Here is an 18,961-nt window from a genome sequence, read left to right on the forward strand (position 1 = left end):
TTGTCGCTACGAGCTGTTCAACGCCAGCCGGGGGGTCCACCGGCGCGCCTCCTGCCAGTATTGGCGCAGGCGTGCAGGCTCCTCCCACACCCCGGCGGCCAGCCCGGCGGCATAGGCCGCCCCGAGGGCGGTCGTCTCGGTCACGGCGGGCCTGACGACGGGCACGCCCAGGATGTCGGCCTGAAACTGCATCAACAGCTCGTTGACCACCATCCCACCGTCCACCCGGAGCGCGGTGAGGCGCAGGCCTGAGTCGCGGTACATGGCGTCGACCACCTCCCGGGTCTGGAAGGCGGTCGCCTCCAGGGCAGCTCTCGCCAGGTGCCCCCGGTTGGCGAACCGGGTCAGGCCGATGATGAGACCCCGGGCGCTGCCGTCCCAGTGGGGGGCGAACAGCCCGGAGAAGGCCGGCACGAAGTAGACCCCACCGTTGTCCTCGACGCTGCCGGCCAGCGCCTCCACGTCCGCCGACCGGGCGATGAGGCCCAGGTTATCCCGCAGCCACTGCACCAGGGCCCCCGCCACGGCGATGGAGCCCTCCAGGGCGTAGACGGCGGGCTGGTCTCCCATCTTGTAGGCGACGGTGGTGATGAGCCCGCTCCTCGAGAAGACGGGCGTCGCCCCCGTGTTGAGCAGCAGGAAGCAGCCCGTGCCGTAGGTGTTCTTGGCTTCGCCCGGCTCGAAGCAGGTCTGCCCGACGAGGGCCGCCTGCTGATCCCCCAGGTCGGCGCAGACGGGCACCGCGGCGCCGACGGGGCCGTCCGGCCGGGTCGCCCCATAGGCGGCCGGCGCCACCGACGGATGGATGGCCGGCAGCATCCGGCGCGGGATGCCGAGGAGCCGTAGGATCTCATCGTCCCAGTCGAGGCGGCGCAGGTCCATCAGCAGGGTGCGGCTGGCGTTGGTGACGTCGGTGACGTGCACGCCGCCGTCAGGCCCCCCGGTCAGCCACCAGATGAGCCAGGTGTCGACCGTGCCGAAGAGAGCGTCGCCGCGCTCGGCCGCCTCCCGCACGCCCGGCACCTGGTCGAGGATCCACTTGAGCTTGGGCCCCGAGAAGTAGGTGGCCAGCGGCAGGCCGGTCCGATCCCGGAAGCGATCCGGGCCTCCGTCCCGGGCCAGCTGGTCGCAGATGGCCGCCGTCCGGGTGTCCTGCCAGACGATGGCGTTGTAGTAGGGGCGACCGGTGCGGCGATCCCATACGATGGTCGTCTCTCGCTGGTTGGTCACGCCGATGGCGGCGATGTCCGCCGGCACGACACCTGCCCGGGCCACGGCTTGCCGCACCACCGCCTGCGTGCGCTCCCATATCTCCAGGGGGTCGTGCTCCACCCAGCCCGGCTGCGGGTAGATCTGGCGGTGCTCCTGCTGGGCGAGGGCCATCACCCGGCCCTCGTGGTCGAAGACCATCGCCCTCGTGCTGGTCGTGCCCTGGTCGATGGCGAGCAGATAGCGGGCCACGGCGCCCTCTCCTTCCTCCCTGCTACTTGTCGACGCTCAACGAGAGGCTGCGCACGAAGGTGCGCTGGCAAGAGAGAAGCTGGACCGACTCATGCCGATAGCATGCTTGCACGGCGAGGAGGGCAGGATCGGGCTATCGGCCCTCCCCCGCCCTCCGACACTTTACAGCCTACCGGCCGGTGGTGAGGTTGTACTGGACGATGGCGTCCGTCACGGTCCGGGCGGCGCCGTCCAGCGCGGCCTTGGAGGTGGCGCGACCGGCCAGCACCGTCTCGATAGCGGCCTCGATGGTCTGGCGCGCCTGCGGGAAGACGCCGATGAGCGCCCCCTGCGTCACCCGGTTGTTGGGCGCCATGTGGAGCTGGCGGATGGCCGTCTCGAACTGCGGATACTGCTGGCGCCAGGCCACCGCCAGCGGCTGCTCGTAGCCGGAGCGCCGGATCGGGTAGTACCCGGAGACGGTGTACCAGAAGGCCTGCTCCTCGGGCGAGGCCATGTGCTTCACGAACTCCCAGGCGCACTGCTGCTCGGCCTGCGGGCGGTCCTTGAGGATCCAGAGGGAGGCCCCGCCGATGATGGTGCCCCACTTTTGGTAGGCCGCCTCGTCCGGCCTCGGCAAGAAGCCCGTCCCCAGCTCGAAGCGCCCGACCGAGGCGTCCAGCAGGCTGCGCAACGTCGCCGTCGAGTCGATGGTCATGGCCGCCCGGCCCGCCGTGAAGGCGTTGCGGGCGTCGACGGTCTGCCGACCGGGGTTGAAGTCGATGCCCCGGTCGTACAGCAGCTTCCACCAGTCCAGGACACGGACGCCCTCGGGGCCGTTGAAGGTGGCGGCCGTCGCCCGGCCGTCCCGCCCGTTGCCGTTGTTGGCGTACATGCCGCCCGACACCGCCAGAAACTGCTCGAAGAACCAGCCGTAGATGGCCAGCGTGATCCCGTACTGGCTGGTGCGGCCCGCGTTGTCCTTGACGGTCAGCTTCTGCCCCATCGAGACCACGTCATCGAAGGTGCGGGGCGGCACGTCGGGGTCCAGACCGGCCCGGCGGAAGGCGTCCTTGTTGTAGTAGAGCAAGGGGTTGGAGGTGTTGAAAGGCATCGAGTAGATGCGCCCGTCCACCGAGTAGTAGGCCAGGACGTTGGGCTCGAAGTCGCTCAGGTCGTACCCCTCACGGTCCACGAAGTCCTGGATGGGCACGGCCACGCCCAGGTCCACCATGAGGCGCGTGCCGATGTCGTACAGCTGCATCACGGCCGGGATGTCGCGCGACTGGAGGCCGGCCTTGAGCTTGTTGAGCGCGTCGTCGTACGTGCCCTGGTAGATGGCCTCCACCGTGCAGGCGCTCTGAGACTGGTTGAAGCGCTGCACCATCTCGGGGATGGAGCGGCCTCCCAGATCCCCGCCCATGCTGTGCCAGAACGCGATCCGAGTCGGCGCCGCCGCCACAGGCCCGATCGCACTCGCCAGCGTCAGGAGCAAGAGGACGCCCATGGCGATCATGCGCCGGTAGATCCGGTTCATCGCTCACCCTCCCTGTCGGTCTCGTGACGCTCTCCAAGGGACGATCCGCCAGAGTCCACCCCGACGGCATCCTCGACCCCGGCCTCACCCCCTCGACGGGCTCGTGCCGGCCTGTGGGCCGCCGGCGGCTACTTGAACGCCCCGGCCGTCAGGCCACGGATCAGCTGACGGTTGCCCAGCATGAAGAGCAAGAAGGTCGGGAGCAGCACGATGACCACGCCGGCCATCACGATGTTGAGGGCAAACCGCTCTTCGTCCCGCAGGACGGCGATCCCGATCTGGACGGTGCGCATGGCCGGGTTGCTGGTGATCAAGAGCGGCCACAGATACTGGTTGTACGTCTGCAAGAAGCTGTAGACGGCCAGCGTGCCCAGGGCCGGCCTCGCCAGTGGCAAGGCGATGGTGGTCAGGAAGCGGAAGTTGCCGCATCCGTCGATGGTGGCCGCATCGTAGAGATCCCGCGGGATGCTCAGGAAGAACTGGCGCAGCAGGAACGTGCCGAAAGCCGTGGCGACGAAGGGCACCGTCAGCCCGGCGAAGGAGTCGGACCACCCGATGGAGCGCACCAGCAGGTAGTTGGGGATGATGGTGGCCTCCCACGGGATCATCATGGTGGATAGGAAGACCAGGAAAAGCAGGTGACGCCCCCTGAAGGTCAGGAAGGCGAACGCGAAGGCCGCCAGGCTGGCGGTGGCCAGCTGCCCCACCGTCACCAGCGAGCTCTGCACCACGCTGTTGAAGAGGTACCGGGCCAGGGGCGCCTGCCGCATGGCCTGCGCGAAGTTTTGGAAGCGGGGCTGGAGCGGGACGAGGCGTGGCGGGTAGCTGGACGCCTCCACCGGGCTGAGCAGGCTGGTGGCCACGGCGTAGTAGAGAGGAAAGACGACCACGGCCGCGGTCGCCGTCAGGACGGCATACGACAGGACGACCCGGATGCGCCGCCCGATCGCCCGCCTCACTGGTAGAACACCCTCCACTCCAGCACCCGGAACTGCAGGATGGTCAGCAGCAGCATCACGATGAAGAGCACCACCGACTGCGCGGCCGCGAAGCCGTACTGGCCGTTGAAGTAGAACTCCCGGTAGATGGAGTAGACCATGGTGTTGGTGGAGTCGATGGGGCCGCCCTTGGTCATGATCTCGAAGGGTGCGAAGGTCTGAAACGCAGCCAGCACGTCGACCACCGCCAGGAAGAAGAGCGTCGGCGAGACCAGCGGCAGCGTGATGCGCACCAGCGTCGTCAGGAAGCCTGCCCCGTCCAGCGCCGCGCTCTCGTAGTACTCCTCCGGGATGCCCTGCATGCCGGCCAGCAGGATGATGGTGTTGAGCCCCAGCTGCAGCCATATGGTGGTGAGGGCCACCGACAACAGGGCCGTGGAGGCGTCGGTGTGCCAGCGCAGCGTCGGCAACCCCAGGCTCTCGAGCAGGTAGTTGAGGGGGCCGATGGCGGGATTGTACATCAGCAAGAAGATGACCGAGGCCGTGGCCCCCGACACCGCGATGCTGGAGGAGAAGAGCCCCCGGAAGATGCCGATCCGCCGCAGGCGCAGATTGCCCAGCACGGCCAGCGCCAGCGCCAGCAACAGCGTGGCCGGCACCACGTACAGCACGAACAGGAAGGTCACCTGGACGCTGTTGAGGAAGGTGGGCGAGGCCAGCCGGAGGTACTGGCCCAGGCCGACGAAGACGGCGGGCCGGCCGATGGGATCGGTTGCATAAAGACTGAGCCCTATCGTGCGCGCGAGCGGCACGAAGACGAAGGCCGTGAAGATGGCGAGAGATGGCAGGAGATACAGCGACGCCTCGCCCAGCCGCCGCATCTCCTTCCACATCGGGCTCGTCCGTCGCCGGGTCGGCCGCGGCGACGGCGTGGAGACAGCTGGCCGCGGCGCTGTGCCGCCAGGCACCCTTCGAACCCCCTTCGGTTGGGACTCACACACGAAGGCCCCGTCCCGGACGCGGGAAAGATGCGCTCCCATCCAGGACGAGGCCTCTCCCGATCTCCGGCCCCCTGGTGGCACGGAGGCAAGTTCGACGCGGCGGAGCCCTCTCCTCTCCCGAGCCGTTACCCCTTGAGCCCCGCCGACATGAAGCTCTCCACGAACCGCCGCTGATAGATGAGGAAGAGCACCATCAGGGCGGCCGCCTTCGAGGCACTCGGATGCATGCGTATGGTCAAAGACGCTCCTCCTTCGGGGCGAGACATGACCTCCATAACAGAAACCCCGCCCCGCCGGCCACGCGCGACCGGCCGACGGGGCGGGGCCACTCCGTCTCTCCAGCCCCAGCCTGGTGTGGCGCTCGTTTCGACAATCGTTAGCGATTTCCTGCTTCCATCCACCGGGACACCCAGTCGCCCGGGGCACCCGGGTCAGGGCCGACCATCCCCAGCTCCCGCATGAGATGCAGCACGGTGTAGCGAGGACGCACCTCCGGAGCCGCCACCAGGGACGTGGCCACCAGCTCGGGAGCCAGCCCTATGGCTCTCCAGGAAGAGGGGGCACCTGCGTCGTGCAGGGCGGCCGCCAACCGCTCGGGGTCCAGCAGGTACGGCTGCACCGACGCCACTACCCGGTCCCATCGGCGCTCGATTTGCGCACGGCGCGCGGCGAGATCCTGCCGACCCCGGCCGAAGAGGCGCCACGGGCCGTCGGCCCAGGCACGCTGCTCCTCCAGGAGCGTCGCAGCCACACGCCCGAAGCCCTGGCGCACCCACCGCTCGTGGTCGGCGACGTCGACGGGTGCGGGCTCGGGCCAGCTCGACGGCTGCGTCGCCAGGAGCGTCCGGTAGATGCGCTGCACCAGGGCCGAGGCGACCCCGACCCGCTCGCCGTGCAGGGAGGGTTGACGCCCCTCGAGGAGATCTCGCATCTCCCAGTAGTGGGCCAGGTGGTGCTCGGATCCCGAGGCGGGCCGGGAGTTGCCCATCATCAGCATGGCGACGCCCACCCGGAGCAGCCCGTCCATGAGGGCCTGGACCGCCTCGGGGGACCGCCACGCTACGGCCCCCCGCTCCTGGCCGTTGGTCGACACCGCCTGGCGGATGGGCTCGGCCGCTGCCTCCACCATCCCCACAGCCACCGGACAGAGGTACTCGTCGTTGAGCCCGGCACTCAGCACCCAGTCGGCCAGGGTCGTCCACTTGCCGGCCAGCTCGGCCCAGCCCGATGCCGTCAATCGGGCAGGGGCCCGTACGTACACCTCCGGGTCGGCAACCACCGCCACGGGAGGCGAGGAGGAGTAGGTCACCCGCACCCCGTCCACGATCATGGCGGCCACGGAGGACGTAAAGCCGTCGACGCTGGCCGCCGTGGGGACGGCCACCATGGGGACGCGCAGGCGGGACGCGACGAAGCGGGCCAGATCGGTGATGGTGCCTGCGCCGACCGCCACCAGCACGACCCCCGGCTCCGGGAGGTCGAGCAGCAGCCGGCCCAGCGCTGGCTCGTCGGGGTGCGGAGGCGGCTCCGCCGGGAGCACCGACGCCGTCACCCGACGGTTGGTACGTGCCAGCAGCGTACGCACCCGCCGGCCCGCCGCCTCGTCGGTCCGCTCATCGGCCACGACCCACACCGATCCGGCCCCCAGCCCGTCGAGCAGCTGTGGTAGGGTGGCGAGGGCCCCCGGGCGATGGACGATGCGACGCAGCCCCACCGAGTGCTCGCGGCCACACGAGCAGGCCAACCGCGCCTGCGTCACCTCCTCGCCCCGCAGCAGCGCGTCGATGGGCTCGGGAAGACGTCGGTCAGCCGTCCAGACCATGACTCGTCACGCCTCCAGGCGACGGATAAGGACCGCCGGCCGGCTTCGACGGGGCCCTCTCCCTTCCTCCATGCGTCCCTGCCGGCGTCGAGGCAGGAATCGGGGGGGCCCGCGACGTACCCATCGGCGGTGTCGGAAGCACGAGATCCGGCATCACGACTGCGCAGGCCGGAGTCACGGAGAGAGCCCCTGCGCCTGCAGGCCCCTCGTGCCTGCCGCAGGGGCTTGGCGCGTTTGGGGTAGGGCGCCGATGACGCCGGGCAAAGGGGTCTGGGGCGGAGGGCAGGCGACTTGGCACAGGCGAGCTTCGAGTGGCAGGCCTACCGGGGGTACATCTTCGATCTCGACGGCACCGTCTACCTGGGCGAGCGGCTGATCCCGGGAGCCGACCGGGTGGTGGCCACGCTGCGGGCCTCGGGCCGGCGCGTGGTCTTCCTCTCCAACAAGCCCCTGGAGAGCCGAGAGTCCTACGCCGCCAAGCTGACGCGGTTGGGCATCCCCACGGCGCCGGAGGACGTCATCCACTCCTCCGCCGTGCTGGCCCGCGCCCTCGCGACGCGACATCCAGGCGCCACCGCCTTCGTCCTGGGCGAGCCGCCCCTCATCGAGGAGCTGCGCCGGGCCGGCGTGCCCGTGGTGCAGGACCCGGCGGCGGTGGGCTGGCGCGTCGACTTCGTGGTGGCGGCCTTCGACCGGACCCTGACCTGGGAGAAGCTCAACGACGCGCACCAGGCGCTGCGCCGAGGCGCCCGCCTCGTCGCCACCAACCCGGATCGCACCTGCCCCGTCGAGGGCGGCGACGTGCCGGACGCCGGGGCGGTCATCGCTGCGCTGGAGGCCTCCTCGGGCCGCCGGCTCGAGTGGGTGGGGGGCAAGCCGTCGCCCCTGGTCGTGGAGGCCGCCCTGGCGCGGCTGGGCACGCAGCCCCACGAGACGGTCATGGTGGGGGACCGGCTGGAGACGGACATGGCCATGGCGCGCCGAGCCGGTCTGACGGCCGTCCTGGTGCTGACCGGCGTGACGGGCCCGGACCTCGTCGCCTCGGCACCCGAGCCGTGGCGGCCGGATCTGGTGTTGGACAGCATCGATCAGCTGGTGAGGCCGTAGGGTGGCGTGGCTTCAGGGGCGCAGAGACCAGAGCCCGGCAGCGCTGGTCGAGACCGCGACGACGGGGCTCGAGAGGACGTACCGCAGCTCGTCCGGGCTCTGCACGAGCCCTCCGGCGATGACGGGAGGCAGTTCACGAAATGGGATGCGAGCCTGGATGGCGGGCACGATGAGGGCCGGCATGATCTCCACGGCGTCGGGCCGGGTGCCCCGGACGACGGAGACGGCAGTGGATAGCGACGCCGAATCCAGCAGGAAGACTCGCTGGATGGCCAGCAACCCCACGCGCCGCGCGTCTCGGATCAGCGCGCTGCGCGTGGTGATGATGCCGTCCACCCCCACCTCCCGGGCCAGCAGCTCCACGCCGGCGGCGTCCTTGCCCACCCCCTCCACCAGATCCAGATGGGCGAAGGTGTACCGACCCAGGTGGCGGCACGTCTGGGCAATGGCCCGCAGCTCGAAGATGGTGCAGTTGAGGACGAAGACGACGCCGACGTCGGTGCGCTCCAGGCCGGCCAGGTCGTCGGCGCCGCGGACGGCGGCGATGATCCGGGTGCGACGGACCACCTCGAGCCACGATGGCCGCTGGTCGGTGGGTCGATGGGTGTTTACAGGCATGTCGCTCCCTCGCCGGCTCACGTTTCGGTGCGGGAGCCCGGGCCCCTTCCCCGGAGAGTCGCCGTTACCCCGACGGGATCGTCCCAGCGCCCTCGAGCGACACCGTCGACGAGGAGGGCTCTTGGCATGAGCCGCCTCACTCCGGGCTTGCGTCTGAGGCCCCGCCGCCTGATCACGGGGCAGGTGCTCGGCTACCTCGCCCTCGTCACCCTGACGCTGTCGCTGGGCTGGGTCGTGGCGCGTCAGCGGCAGACCGACATCCCGACCGCCGCGGCGCCGGAGGTCCGCCTCCCCTACGTGATGATGCAACTGGCCTACGCTCTATCCAGCGATGGGGCGACCGACCGGCTCACGCTGGCGCCCCTGGTCGACCTGGGAGGCGCCGGTGGTGCCGTGGGGGCCGTGGGTGTGGGCGTCACGGGCTCCGGAGCGGAGCTGCGCATCCTGGCCATGGGTCTGCCCGAAAGCCCGGACTCGGCTCCCTCGGCACCGGAGTACACGGTCGTCGCCTACCGGGCCGACGGCAGCCCGGTCCCCCTGGGCGCGCTCACCCTCATGACGGCGCAGCGACGGTGGGTCCTGAGCGTCCCCCTCTCCCAGAGGGATCTGCCCGTGCGACGCGTGCTGGTCCTGCGGCGGGGCGAACCCGTCATGCAGGCATCGATGGAGTCGACCGAAGGGAGCGCGGTGCGATGAACGCCGACCTGTCGGCCAGCCAACGCCTCTCGACGCTTCGGGCGATGGCGGAGCGCGACCTCGACATCCTCGTCATCGGCGGGGGCATCACGGGCGCCGGCGTGGCCCTGGACGCGGCGTCTCGGGGCTATCGGGTGGGGCTCGTGGAGCAAGCCGACTTCGCCAGCGGCACCAGCGGCCGCTCGACCAAGCTGGTCCACGGCGGCATCCGGTATCTTCCCCAGCTGGACTTCTCGCTGGTGCGGGAGGCCCTCGTCGAGCGGGCCCGCCTGGTGGCCAACGCGCCGCATCTCGTGCGTCCCCTGCCGTTTCTCGTGCCGTTCTACCAGGGCCTGCGGCGTCCCCTCGGCATCCGGCTGCCCTCACCCGGGCAGCCGCTGCTGCCGCTGGCCATGAACATGGGCCTCTGGCTCTACGACCGGCTGGCGGGTCGGATGGTGCTGATGCGTCACCGCCCGGTGAGCGTCGCGGAGGCGTTGCACCTCTTCCCCCACCTGCGCCGGGACGGCTTGCGCCGGGCCTCGCTCTATTACGATGCCCAAACCGACGATGCTCGCCTGACGGTGGCGGTGCTGCGGACAGCCGCGGCCCACGGGGCCCTCTGCATCAACTACGCTCGTGCAACCGCCCTGGTGCGCGAGGGCGGCCGGGTGAGCGGGGTCGAGGTACAAGACCAGGTCAGCGGAGAGCGTCTCCGCGTCCGCGCCAGGTGGGTGGTCAACGCGACGGGCGTCTGGGCCGGGGAGGTGGCGCGGCTCGCCGGCGCCGGCGGTGCCATCGAGCTGACGCTGAGCAAGGGTGTCCACCTGGTGCTGCCCCGGGAGCTGGTGGGCCTGGGCGATGCGGCGCTGGTGCTGCCCGAGACCGAAGATGGGCGCCTGGCCTTCGTCGTACCGTGGGAGGGACGGGCCATCCTGGGCACCACCGACACGCCCTACGCCGGCAGCATGGAGGACCCCCCGGTGACCGACGACGACGTGGCGTACCTGCTCCGCCACGCCCGGCGCTTCCTCCACGTCGAGCTTGAGCCCGGCGATCTCGTGGCGGCGTACGCCGGCTTGCGGCCCCTGGTGAGCAGCGGCGGGCGCTCCGCCGATATCTCCCGACGCCATGCGGTGGTGCGGCACGAGCCGGGCTTCGTGAGCATCATCGGCGGCAAGCTGACCACGTACCGCCAGATGGCCCAGGACGTCGTCGACCTCGTCGCCCGGGAGGACGGGACGTCGGCGGACGGCTCCGTCCGCGCTGTCGGTCCCTGCCGCACTGCCCGGCTCCCCTTGGTAGGGGCCCAGTCGCCCGGATCGTGGCCCATGCTCGTGCGCGACGCGGTGCGGGCGGGGCTCTCGCCGGAGCTGGCCGGTCGCCTGCTGCGCCGGTATGGCTCCGAGATGGAGCGCATCCTGGCACTGATCCACGATGACCCGTCCCTGGCGCAACCCCTTGCTCCCGATGTCCCCTGCATCGGGGCGGAGGTGGTCTACGCCTGCCACGTCACCATGCCGGTCCACCTGGAGGACATGATGGTGCGGCGCCTGCGGCTGGCGCTCCTCGAGCCTCGGGCAGGGGAGCAGGCGGCGCGCTCCGTGGCGGCACTGATGGCGAGGGCCCTCGAGTGGCCCGCCGACCGGATGGAGGCCGAGCTCGAGCGGTACCGTGCCGGCTCACGCGTCGCCGCCCCATGAGACGGCACCCTCATCCAGGCGAGCGGGGGGGGGCAGGACGCGGACGACGGCGGGCGAATTTGTGCTTGTGGGCACGCGCACATCATTCGTGATGGAGGTGCTTCTCGAATGACCCCCGAGCCCGTCCGGGCACTGGATGCCCTGCCCGTGTCGCGGCGCGATCTCCTGGTCGGCACGGGCGCCTTCGCGGCAGGCGCGGCGCTCGCAGCGCTGTTCGGCAGGCCTTCGGTGGCTGGTGCCACCGGGGTCCCGCCCTGGCCATGGCCCTACCGCCCCCTGGATCCCGATACCGTGGCGCAAGCCGGCTACGAGGGTTACTGGCAGGGCGGCTGCATGTATGGCGCCGCCAAGGCCATCATCGGGCAGCTGGCCCAGGTCATCGGCCACCCCTACACGCTGGTGCCGCTCGACATGTTTCGCTACGGCGCGGGCGGCTTCGCCGGGTGGGGGACCCTGTGCGGCGCGCTCAACGGCGCCGGTGCGGCCGTGGCCCTGGTGACCCCCAAGGAGGCGCACAGCCAGATCCTCGGTGAGCTGACCGGCTGGTACACGCAGACCGCCTTTCCCATCTACCGGCCGGTGGGGCAGGGAGCTCTCACCACCAGCGTAGCCGGATCGCCGCTGTGCCACGTCTCGGTCAGCAAGTGGTGCGCCGCGGCCAGGGCGCGGGAGGACTCCCAGGAGCGCAAGGAGCGGTGCGCGCGCCTCACCGGCGACGTGGCCGCCCAGGCCACCCGCCTGCTCAACGCCTATCACCGGGGCACCTTCGCCCCGGCCTTCGCCCTCTCTCCGGAGACGGCAGGCTGCCTCGACTGCCACGGCGCGGCGGGCATGAGCGACACCCTGGGCAAGATGGAGTGCGTCGACTGCCACACCCCCCATACGTGACCGAGACCGGCCGAGGATGCGGGGCCGCTCCCTGCTCGCCGGGGCAGGGCCGGCCCCATCGGTCCCTTCCTCCCCGCCACGGTCGCGGCTAAGGTTGGGGAGGGAGGGCCTCACCCGACCATGACGAAGCGGTCTCCCCGGCTCCCCGACGCCTTCGTGGAGCGCCTGTACGCCGCCTTTCCCCCAGCACGGGCAGAGCAGATCCTGGCCGGCATGCGCCGTCCTCGCCCTGTCACGCTCCGGGTCAATGCCCTCAAGACCGACGTCCGCTCGCTGATGGCGCACCTGCGGCAGGCCCGCATCAAGGTGGACCGCGTGGCCTGGCACCCCGAGGCCCTGGTGGTCAAGGATGCGCGGGAGCGGGATCTGGCGGCCTTGCCCGGGTACGAGCAGGGCCTCTTCTACCTCCAAAGCCTCTCGAGCATGCTACCGCCCCTGGTGCTGGCGCCGCAGCCCGGCGAGCGCGTGCTGGACCTGGCGGCGGCCCCCGGCAGCAAGACGACTCAGATGGCAGCCATGATGGACAACCGCGGCTACATCCTGGCCAACGACGCCAACCCGGTGAGAGCCGAGCGCTTGCGCTTCAACCTGTCCCGGCAGGGCGTCACCATCGCCGAGGTGAGCGTGCACGACGGGCGCCGAGTCGGGGGGAGGCTGGGCCCGGTCTTCGACCGGGTGCTGCTGGACGCCCCGTGCAGCGGGGAGGGACGCTTCGTGGAGGGCGATCCCCGCACCCACCGGCACTGGTCCGAGAAACTCGTACGCCGCATGGTGGCGCTCCAGCGCCGATTGCTGGCCAGTGCCCTGCGGGCCACCCGTCCTGGCGGCGTGGTCGTCTATGCGACGTGTACCCTCAACCCCGACGAGAACGAAGGGGTCGTCGACTGGGCGTTGAAGCGCTATGGCGAGGCCCTCGAGGTGCTGCCCGTCGCGTTGGACGTGCCCGGCCGCTGGGAGGGTCTCACGGAGGTCGGTGGGGTGTCGTTGCACCCCTCGTTGCGCCTCGCGGTGCGGATCCCGCCCTCCCCGACCATGGAGGGCTTCTTCGTGTGCAAGCTACGGGTGCGAGAAGGAGGAGAGCCATGGCAGGCGAGCAGTCGGCCGTCTACGTGATCACGGGTGGAGCCGGAGGGATGGGGATCGCTTGCGCCCGCCGGCTGGGCCGCCGGGGGCGGGTGTTGTTGTCGGACGTGGCGGAGAGGCGACTGGCCGAGGTGGCCGCGGAGCTCTCGGCGAGCGGCATCCAGGTAGAGACCCGCGTGGCGGACGTGGCCGACCCGGCGGCGGTGCGGGCCCTGGCGGAGGCCGCGGCCGGGCTCGGGCCCCTGGCCGCGCTCGTCCACACGGCCGGGCTGTCGCCCACCATGGCCAGCTGGCGGCGCGTCATGGAGGTGGACCTGGTCGGCACGGCCCTGCTGATCGAGGCCTTCCGGCCGCTCGCGCGCCCGGGCTCGGTGGCCGTCTGCATCAGCTCCATCGCCGGTCACCTGCAGCCCCCGGCGCCGCCCGAGCTCATGGAGGCCCTCGACGCCCCGCTGGCCGAGGGCTTCCTGGAGCGCATCGCCCCCCACTTCGAGGGAAGGCCCGACGCACCCAGCCTCGCCTACGGGTGGGCCAAGCAGGCCGTCATCCGGCTGGTCGAGCGGGAGGCGGCGGCCTGGGGCAGACAGGGCGCCCGCATCGTCTCGTTGTCGCCCGGCATCATCCGCACGCCCATGGCCGAGCAGGAGTTCAAGGTGCAGCCGCAGATGGCTCAGATGGTGCGCCTCACGCCCCTCGCCCGCATCGGCGAGCCCGACGAGATCGCGTCGGCGGTTGAGTTCCTGGTCGGCGAGGGCGCCTCGTACATCACCGGGTGCGACCTGCGGGTCGACGGGGGTACGACGGCCGCCATGCGCCACCTGTCCTGAGACGTGATGCTCCGGCGCCTGGCCGCGGCCCCGCATGCCGGCCAGGCGCCGGCCGCCCTACGGGTTGGTCGCCTCCGATATGGCCGCCGCCTCTCGGAAAGACTCCTTCAAGGCGGCGTACAGCGACCGGAAGATGCGATAGCGGGCTCGATAGTCGTCAGAGGCCTCGCCGGGCTCCACGGTCTCGACCGGCGTGACGGACGCGTCGGAGGCTTCGGCCACGTTGGGCCATATCCCGACGCCAGCACCGGCCAGCAGCGCCGCCCCGTAGGCTGGCCCTTCGTCGACGTTGAGCCGGGCGATGGGCACGCCGAGCACGTCGGCCAGGACCCGCCGCCACAGAGGGCTCTTGCCTCCCCCGCCGATGGCTCGCAGCTCCTTCACCTCGATCCCCATCTCCCGGAAGACTTCGAGGCTGTCGCGCAGCCCGAAGGCCACCCCTTCGAGCACGGAGCGGATCAGGTCGGCCCGGCTGTGCGCGGCGCTCAGCCCGAACCAGACGCCCCGAGCGTACGGGTCGGCGTGCGGCGTGCGCTCGCCGTTGAGATAGGGCAAGAACCACAACCCCCGGGCTCCGGGCGGACTGATGGCCGCCTCCCTGGTCAGCAGGTCATAGGCATCCATCCCCGTCAGCTCCGCGACCGCCCGTTCGGCCTGGCCCAGGTGGTCCCGCACCCAGCGCAGGCTCAGACCTGCTGCCAGCATGACGCCCATCACGTACCAGGCGCCCGGCACGGCGTGGTTGAACGTATGGACCCGCCCACCGCCGTCCCGGCTCGGGGTGGCGGCGAAGGTGACCAGGACCCCGGACGAGCCGATGCTGACGTGGGCCCGGCCCGGCCGCACCACGCCGGCGCCCACCGCGCCGCATGCGTTGTCCGCGCCCCCCGCCACCACGGGTGTGCCCGGGGGCAGCCCGCTGGCCTCGGCGGCTGCGCGGGTGAGGCCGCCAGCCACGTCGACGGAGCGCAGCACCCGCGGTAGCTGGTCGGGGCGCAACCCCACCACCTCCAGCACCTCCGGCGCCCAGACGCCCCGCTCCACGTCGAACATCGCCGATCCTGCCGCGTCCGACACCTCGGTCGCCAGTTCGCCGGTGAGGCGGAAGCGCACGTAATCCTTGGGCAACAGGACCGAGGCGATCCGGTCGAAGTGGGCCGGCTCGTGGCGGCGCAGCCACAGCACCTTGGGGGCGGTGAACCCTTCCATGGCCGGGCTGCCCGCGATGGCGACCATGCGCTGGCGGCCCACGGCCTCGTTGATGGCGCGCACCTCCTCGGCCGTGCGCACGTCGCACCAGAGCAGGGGGCGACGGATCACCTGGCCACTTCGGTCCACGAAGACCGAGCCGTGCATCTGCCCGGAGAGACTGAGGGCCGCCACCTGGTCCGGCCGGATCCCCGCCTGCGCCACCACCTTGCGGATCCCGTGGATGGTGGCCTCGTACCACGCGTCGGGCTCCTGCTCCGCCCAGCCGGGTCTCGGCACCAGCAGGGGATATTCGTCGAACGCGCCGGCCGCCACACGCCCCCGCTCGTCGACCAGCAGCGTCTTGGCTCCCGTCGTCCCGACGTCGACCCCGATCACGTATCGCAGCATAGTGCCGACCCCCACCCCGTCCGGTCGTCTCGGCGGCAGGCAGCCCTCGCTGCCATGCCTACCGCCTCCGCAGCTGATCGATCATGATGGCCACGATGATGACCGCGCCGATGGCTGCAGGTTGCCAGTAGGCCGGAAAGCCCATCAGCACCAGCCCGTTTCGGATGACCTGCATGATGGCTGCCCCGATGAGCACCCCCAGGATGCTCCCCTCGCCGCCCATCAGGCTCGTTCCGCCGATGACGGCCGCCGCGATGACGTCGAGCTCGTAGCCCAGGGCGGCCGTGGGCGCCGCCACGCCGAGACGGGCGGTCATGAGGATGCCTCCGACCGCGCTCAACACGCCGCTGAGAGAGTAGACCAGCAGCTTGATCCGCCGCACGTCGATGCCGGCGAGGGCGGCCGCCTGCTCGTTGCCGCCGACCGCGTAAATGCGGTAGCCCCAGACGGTCCGCGTCAGGAAGAGGTGACACAGGATCGCCAGCGCCACCATGATGACGACGGGCAGGGGGATGAGCCACGGCCCCACCGGGATGTCGTACTGCCCGAGCCGGTTGAAGGAAGCCGGCAAGCCCCGGACGGGCCATCCCCCCGTCAGCCCGTAGGCGAACCCTCGCGCGATGCTCATCGTGCCGAGGGTGGCGATGAAGGGAGGCAGGCGGCCCCAGGCGACGAGGCCCCCGTTGAGCGCGCCCACCAGCCACCCGGTCATCAGGCCCACCAGCACGGCCTCGGCCGTCGAGCGCCCGGCCTGCAGGGCCATCGCCGAGGCCAGCCCCGCGACGGCCATGACCGATCCCACGGACAGGTCGATGCCCGCCGTGATGATGACCATGGCGACGCCGAAGGCCGAGATGGCGATCCACGAGAAGGCCCGCAACACGTTGAAGATGTTGGTGCTCGTCAGGAACTGCGGCGCCCGCAGGGCCAACAGCACGGACATGACCAGGAGGATGGCGAGGATCCCGAGCTCTTGCATGCGCACGAAGGCGATGCCCCTCCTGGGGCCGGTGACGTTGGCCTGGACGGAGGGCTCCATGGCGCGTTACCCCTTCCGAGAGACGGCAACCTCCTGGCCGGTCGCGAGCCACATGATCCGCTCGGGTGTGGCCTCCTCTCGCGGCAGGGTCCCGGCGACCCGGCCCCGCCACATGACGAGGATCCGGTGGCTCAGCGCCAGGATCTCCGGCAGCTCCGAGGAGACCAGGATGATCCCGATGCCGCGTCCGGCCAGGGAACGAATCAGATCGTGCACCTCGGCCTTGGCTCCCACGTCGATGCCCCGCGTCGGCTCATCCAGGATCAGGACCCGTGGCTCCTGGGCCAGCCACCGGGCCAGCACCACCTTCTGCTGGTTGCCCCCCGACAGGTACGCCACCCGCTGCGACAGGCCGGGCGTACGGATCTTCAACCGCCTGACCTGGTGGTCGGCCAGCGAAGCGAGCCGCCGTCGATCGAGGCGAAAGCCGCCCAGGCTCGCCAGTTTGCCCAGCGAGGGGAGGGCGATGTTCTCCTCGACGCTCATCTTGAGGACGAGGCCCTGATGCTGGCGGTCCTCCGGCACCAGCACGATACCGGCCTCGATGGCCTGCCGCGGCGACCGAATGGTCAACGGGCGGCCCTCCAGCAGCACGCTGCCCCCATCCGCCCGGTCCGCCCCGAAGAGCAGCCGCACCATCTCGGTGCGGCCCGCTCCCATCAGGCCAGCGACCCCCAAGATCTCCCCCCGGTAGAGCGTGAAGTCGACGCCCTCCACCACGCCCCGCCGGGTCAGGCCTCGCACCTCCAGCAACGGCTGGCTGCCGACCGGACCGTGGGGCTCGGACGGCAACGTAGCGGTCTGAGGCATCTCCCGCCCCACCATCAACCGCACCAGGGCCTGCGGTGACGCCTCCTCTCGCGAGAGCGCGCCCACCCGGCGCCCGTCCCGTAACACCACCACGCGGTCGGCCACCTGGAGGACCTCCTCGAGCCGGTGGCTGACGAAGATCACCCCGATGCCGCGGGATGCCAGGTTGCGCACGATTTGGAGCAGCCTGCGCACGTCCTCCTGGCCCAACGATGACGTCGGCTCGTCCATGACGACCAGGCGGGCGTCGAATGCGAGGGCGCGGCCGATCTCCACCATCTGACGCTGCGCGACCGACAGGCGCCCGACGGGTGCCACGGGATCGATGGCAACGCCGAGCTCGCGGAGGACCGCTTCCGTGCGGCGCACCATGGCCGCGAAGTCGACGAGCCCGAGGCGTCCCAGCCATCCGGGTCGCCGGGGCTCCCGCCCCAGGAAGACGTTGGCGGCCGCCCCTCGATTGGGTGCCAAATTGAACTCCTGGTAGATGGTAGCGATCCCGAGCGCGCGGGCATGGTCCGGCCCCGCGATCTCGACCGGGCGACCCTCGATGAGCACCACGCCTGCATCGCGCCGGTACGCTCCGCTCAAGATCTTGAGGAGGGTCGACTTGCCTGCCCCGTTCTCGCCAACCAGGCCTACCACTTCGCCCGGCGCTACCTCCAGGTCGACCTGGTCCAGCGCCTGGACGCCCGGGAACCGCTTGGAGACCCCCCGCATCTCGAGCCAGAATCCAGAAGAGGCCCCTGCCTCACCCATGCCGGCATGCTCCCGTCGTGACCCGGGGGCCCCCGGGTCCGGGCGCCCCCCTTCGGCTTCGGACCTCAGTACGGCGGAGGGAGCGGCTGCGTGAAGTCCTTGGTCTCCCAGGCCCGGATCATCGCGTCCACGTTGCTGGCGGTGACCAGGTCCATCCCCGAGTCGACCCAGTCCGGGAACGTCTTGCCGTGTACCACGTGGTCATAGAGGATTTGAACGGAGTCGTACCCCCAGCCCCAGTACTTCTGGCCGACCAGCCCGTGGAGCAGGCCATCCTTCAGGTACTCGAGCTCTACCGGGAGGGTGTCGAAGGCGACCGTCTTGAGCCCGCGCCGCGCCGCCGCCTCCCACAGCGGCATGGAGCCGCGCTCGGCGAAGAGCGGCCAGAGCCCGACGAAGAACCATCCGTTGAGATCCGGGTAGGCCTGCATGGTCTCCTCGACTACCTGCACGCCCAGGTTGATGTCGTCGTTGCAGTAGACGGTCCGCACGATCTGGATCTCCGGGTACTTCGCGATCTCGTCACGAAAGCCGCGGATCCGCTCCTCCAGGTTGAATGCACCCGGCACGCCCGTGAGCAGGGCCACCTTGCCCCGGGTGCCCATGGCTCGCACCAGGAGGTCCGCGGCGGCCTTGCCGCCCTCGTAGTTGTTGACGCCGAGGTAGGTGAAGCGGTTGCTTTCCGGGGAGTCGCTGTCCCACGTCATGACGGGGATCCCGGCGGCCACCGCCTTGTCGATGACGTCCTTGAGGGCCGTCGGGTCATTGGCCGACAGGGCGATCCCGTCCACGCCGCGGGCGATGACGTCTTCGATGACACGCACCTGTTCGGCTGCATCGGAGGCGACCGACCCCACGTACAGGACCTCGACGGTATAGGGTCCCTGTGCCGTCAACTCCCGAGCCTTCTGAAAGGCGCCATCCCGCCCCAGTTCGAAGACCGGGTTGTTGAGAGCCTTGGGGATCCAGGCGAAGACGAGCTTGCTCCCGGGCGGCTTGACCCCCGCCACGACGTGGCCGCCCAGGGCCATGACGACCACCAACGACAGGACGAGCGCGGCGGACCAGCCTCGCCTCACGGTCGGTCCTCCTCTCCGTCAATGGGCCCAATGGCA

Annotated in this window: 15 protein-coding genes and 1 pseudogene; 6 read left to right on the top strand and 10 right to left on the bottom strand. The window is 70.8% G+C overall.

Features of this window, described 5'->3' with window-relative positions:
* Positions 1-24: 24 nt before the first annotated feature.
* From glpK to VLY81_RS13110, 5 genes and pseudogenes are all read right to left on the bottom strand, one after another.
* Positions 25-1,461, bottom strand: a pseudogene (glpK, locus tag VLY81_RS13090) (glycerol kinase GlpK); the annotation flags it as partial.
* 169 nt (positions 1,462-1,630) lie between these two features.
* On the bottom strand, positions 1,631-2,977 hold the full coding sequence (locus VLY81_RS13095; RefSeq protein ID WP_324668651.1) for an ABC transporter substrate-binding protein: 1,347 nt from the start codon (positions 2,975-2,977) through the stop codon (positions 1,631-1,633).
* Between the two features lie 128 nt (positions 2,978-3,105).
* A complete protein-coding gene (locus tag VLY81_RS13100) occupies positions 3,106-3,936 on the bottom strand; it encodes a carbohydrate ABC transporter permease (RefSeq protein WP_324668653.1) in 831 nt (276 codons plus the stop codon).
* On the bottom strand, positions 3,933-4,808 hold the full coding sequence (locus tag VLY81_RS13105) for a carbohydrate ABC transporter permease (RefSeq protein ID WP_324668654.1): 876 nt from the start codon (positions 4,806-4,808) through the stop codon (positions 3,933-3,935). Before VLY81_RS13105 ends, VLY81_RS13100 begins: the two co-directional genes overlap by 4 nt.
* Before the next feature lie 484 nt (positions 4,809-5,292).
* Positions 5,293-6,738, bottom strand: coding sequence for a sn-glycerol-1-phosphate dehydrogenase (locus VLY81_RS13110; protein WP_324668655.1), 1,446 nt, complete (start codon positions 6,736-6,738; stop codon positions 5,293-5,295).
* 291 nt (positions 6,739-7,029) lie between these two features.
* On the opposite strand from VLY81_RS13110, the gene VLY81_RS13115 reads away from it, so the two are divergent.
* The gene (locus tag VLY81_RS13115; protein WP_324668656.1) at positions 7,030-7,845 is read left to right on the top strand and encodes an HAD-IIA family hydrolase; all 816 of its coding nucleotides are present in this window, start codon (positions 7,030-7,032) and stop codon (positions 7,843-7,845) included.
* Between the two features lie 12 nt (positions 7,846-7,857).
* Here the strand turns inward: VLY81_RS13115 and VLY81_RS13120 are convergent, their stop codons facing one another.
* Positions 7,858-8,484 (bottom strand): glycerol-3-phosphate responsive antiterminator, encoded by a 627-nt coding sequence (locus tag VLY81_RS13120; protein ID WP_324668657.1) that lies wholly within the window; start codon positions 8,482-8,484, stop codon positions 7,858-7,860.
* A 105-nt stretch (positions 8,485-8,589) separates the two neighbouring features.
* On the opposite strand from VLY81_RS13120, the gene VLY81_RS13125 reads away from it, so the two are divergent.
* The 5 genes from VLY81_RS13125 to VLY81_RS13145 all read left to right on the top strand — a co-directional run bounded on the left by VLY81_RS13125 (position 8,590) and on the right by VLY81_RS13145 (position 13,639).
* Positions 8,590-9,159 (top strand): hypothetical protein, encoded by a 570-nt coding sequence (locus tag VLY81_RS13125; RefSeq protein WP_324668659.1) that lies wholly within the window; start codon positions 8,590-8,592, stop codon positions 9,157-9,159.
* The gene (locus tag VLY81_RS13130) at positions 9,156-10,841 is read left to right on the top strand and encodes a glycerol-3-phosphate dehydrogenase/oxidase (RefSeq protein WP_324668660.1); all 1,686 of its coding nucleotides are present in this window, start codon (positions 9,156-9,158) and stop codon (positions 10,839-10,841) included. Before VLY81_RS13125 ends, VLY81_RS13130 begins: the two co-directional genes overlap by 4 nt.
* A 108-nt stretch (positions 10,842-10,949) precedes the next feature.
* Positions 10,950-11,729 carry a C-GCAxxG-C-C family protein gene (locus VLY81_RS13135; RefSeq protein WP_324668662.1) on the top strand — a complete coding sequence of 260 codons (780 nt, stop codon included), beginning with the start codon at positions 10,950-10,952 and terminating at the stop codon, positions 11,727-11,729.
* A 120-nt stretch (positions 11,730-11,849) separates the two neighbouring features.
* Complete coding sequence (locus tag VLY81_RS13140) at positions 11,850-12,842, top strand: RsmB/NOP family class I SAM-dependent RNA methyltransferase (RefSeq protein ID WP_324668663.1); 993 nt, start codon at positions 11,850-11,852, stop codon at positions 12,840-12,842.
* Positions 12,812-13,639 carry an SDR family oxidoreductase gene (locus tag VLY81_RS13145; protein ID WP_324668664.1) on the top strand — a complete coding sequence of 276 codons (828 nt, stop codon included), beginning with the start codon at positions 12,812-12,814 and terminating at the stop codon, positions 13,637-13,639. Before VLY81_RS13140 ends, VLY81_RS13145 begins: the two co-directional genes overlap by 31 nt.
* Positions 13,640-13,696: 57 nt before the next feature.
* Here VLY81_RS13145 and xylB read toward each other — a convergent pair whose 3' ends face one another.
* The 4 genes from xylB to VLY81_RS13165 all read right to left on the bottom strand — a co-directional run bounded on the left by xylB (position 13,697) and on the right by VLY81_RS13165 (position 18,925).
* Positions 13,697-15,238: a xylulokinase gene (gene xylB / locus VLY81_RS13150; protein WP_324668665.1), complete on the bottom strand. Its 1,542-nt coding sequence runs from the start codon at positions 15,236-15,238 to the stop codon at positions 13,697-13,699.
* 58 nt (positions 15,239-15,296) lie between these two features.
* Entirely contained in the window at positions 15,297-16,277 is a 981-nt protein-coding gene (locus tag VLY81_RS13155; protein WP_324668666.1) for an ABC transporter permease, read from the bottom strand.
* A 6-nt stretch (positions 16,278-16,283) separates the two neighbouring features.
* Positions 16,284-17,846 carry a sugar ABC transporter ATP-binding protein gene (locus VLY81_RS13160; protein WP_324668667.1) on the bottom strand — a complete coding sequence of 521 codons (1,563 nt, stop codon included), beginning with the start codon at positions 17,844-17,846 and terminating at the stop codon, positions 16,284-16,286.
* A 65-nt stretch (positions 17,847-17,911) separates the two neighbouring features.
* Complete coding sequence (locus VLY81_RS13165; RefSeq protein WP_324668668.1) at positions 17,912-18,925, bottom strand: sugar-binding protein; 1,014 nt, start codon at positions 18,923-18,925, stop codon at positions 17,912-17,914.
* Positions 18,926-18,961: the final 36 nt, after the last annotated feature.

Source organism: Limnochorda sp. LNt (assembly GCF_035593265.1).
In the GTDB taxonomy this organism is placed as follows: domain Bacteria; phylum Bacillota; class Limnochordia; order Limnochordales; family Geochordaceae; genus Geochorda; species Geochorda subterranea.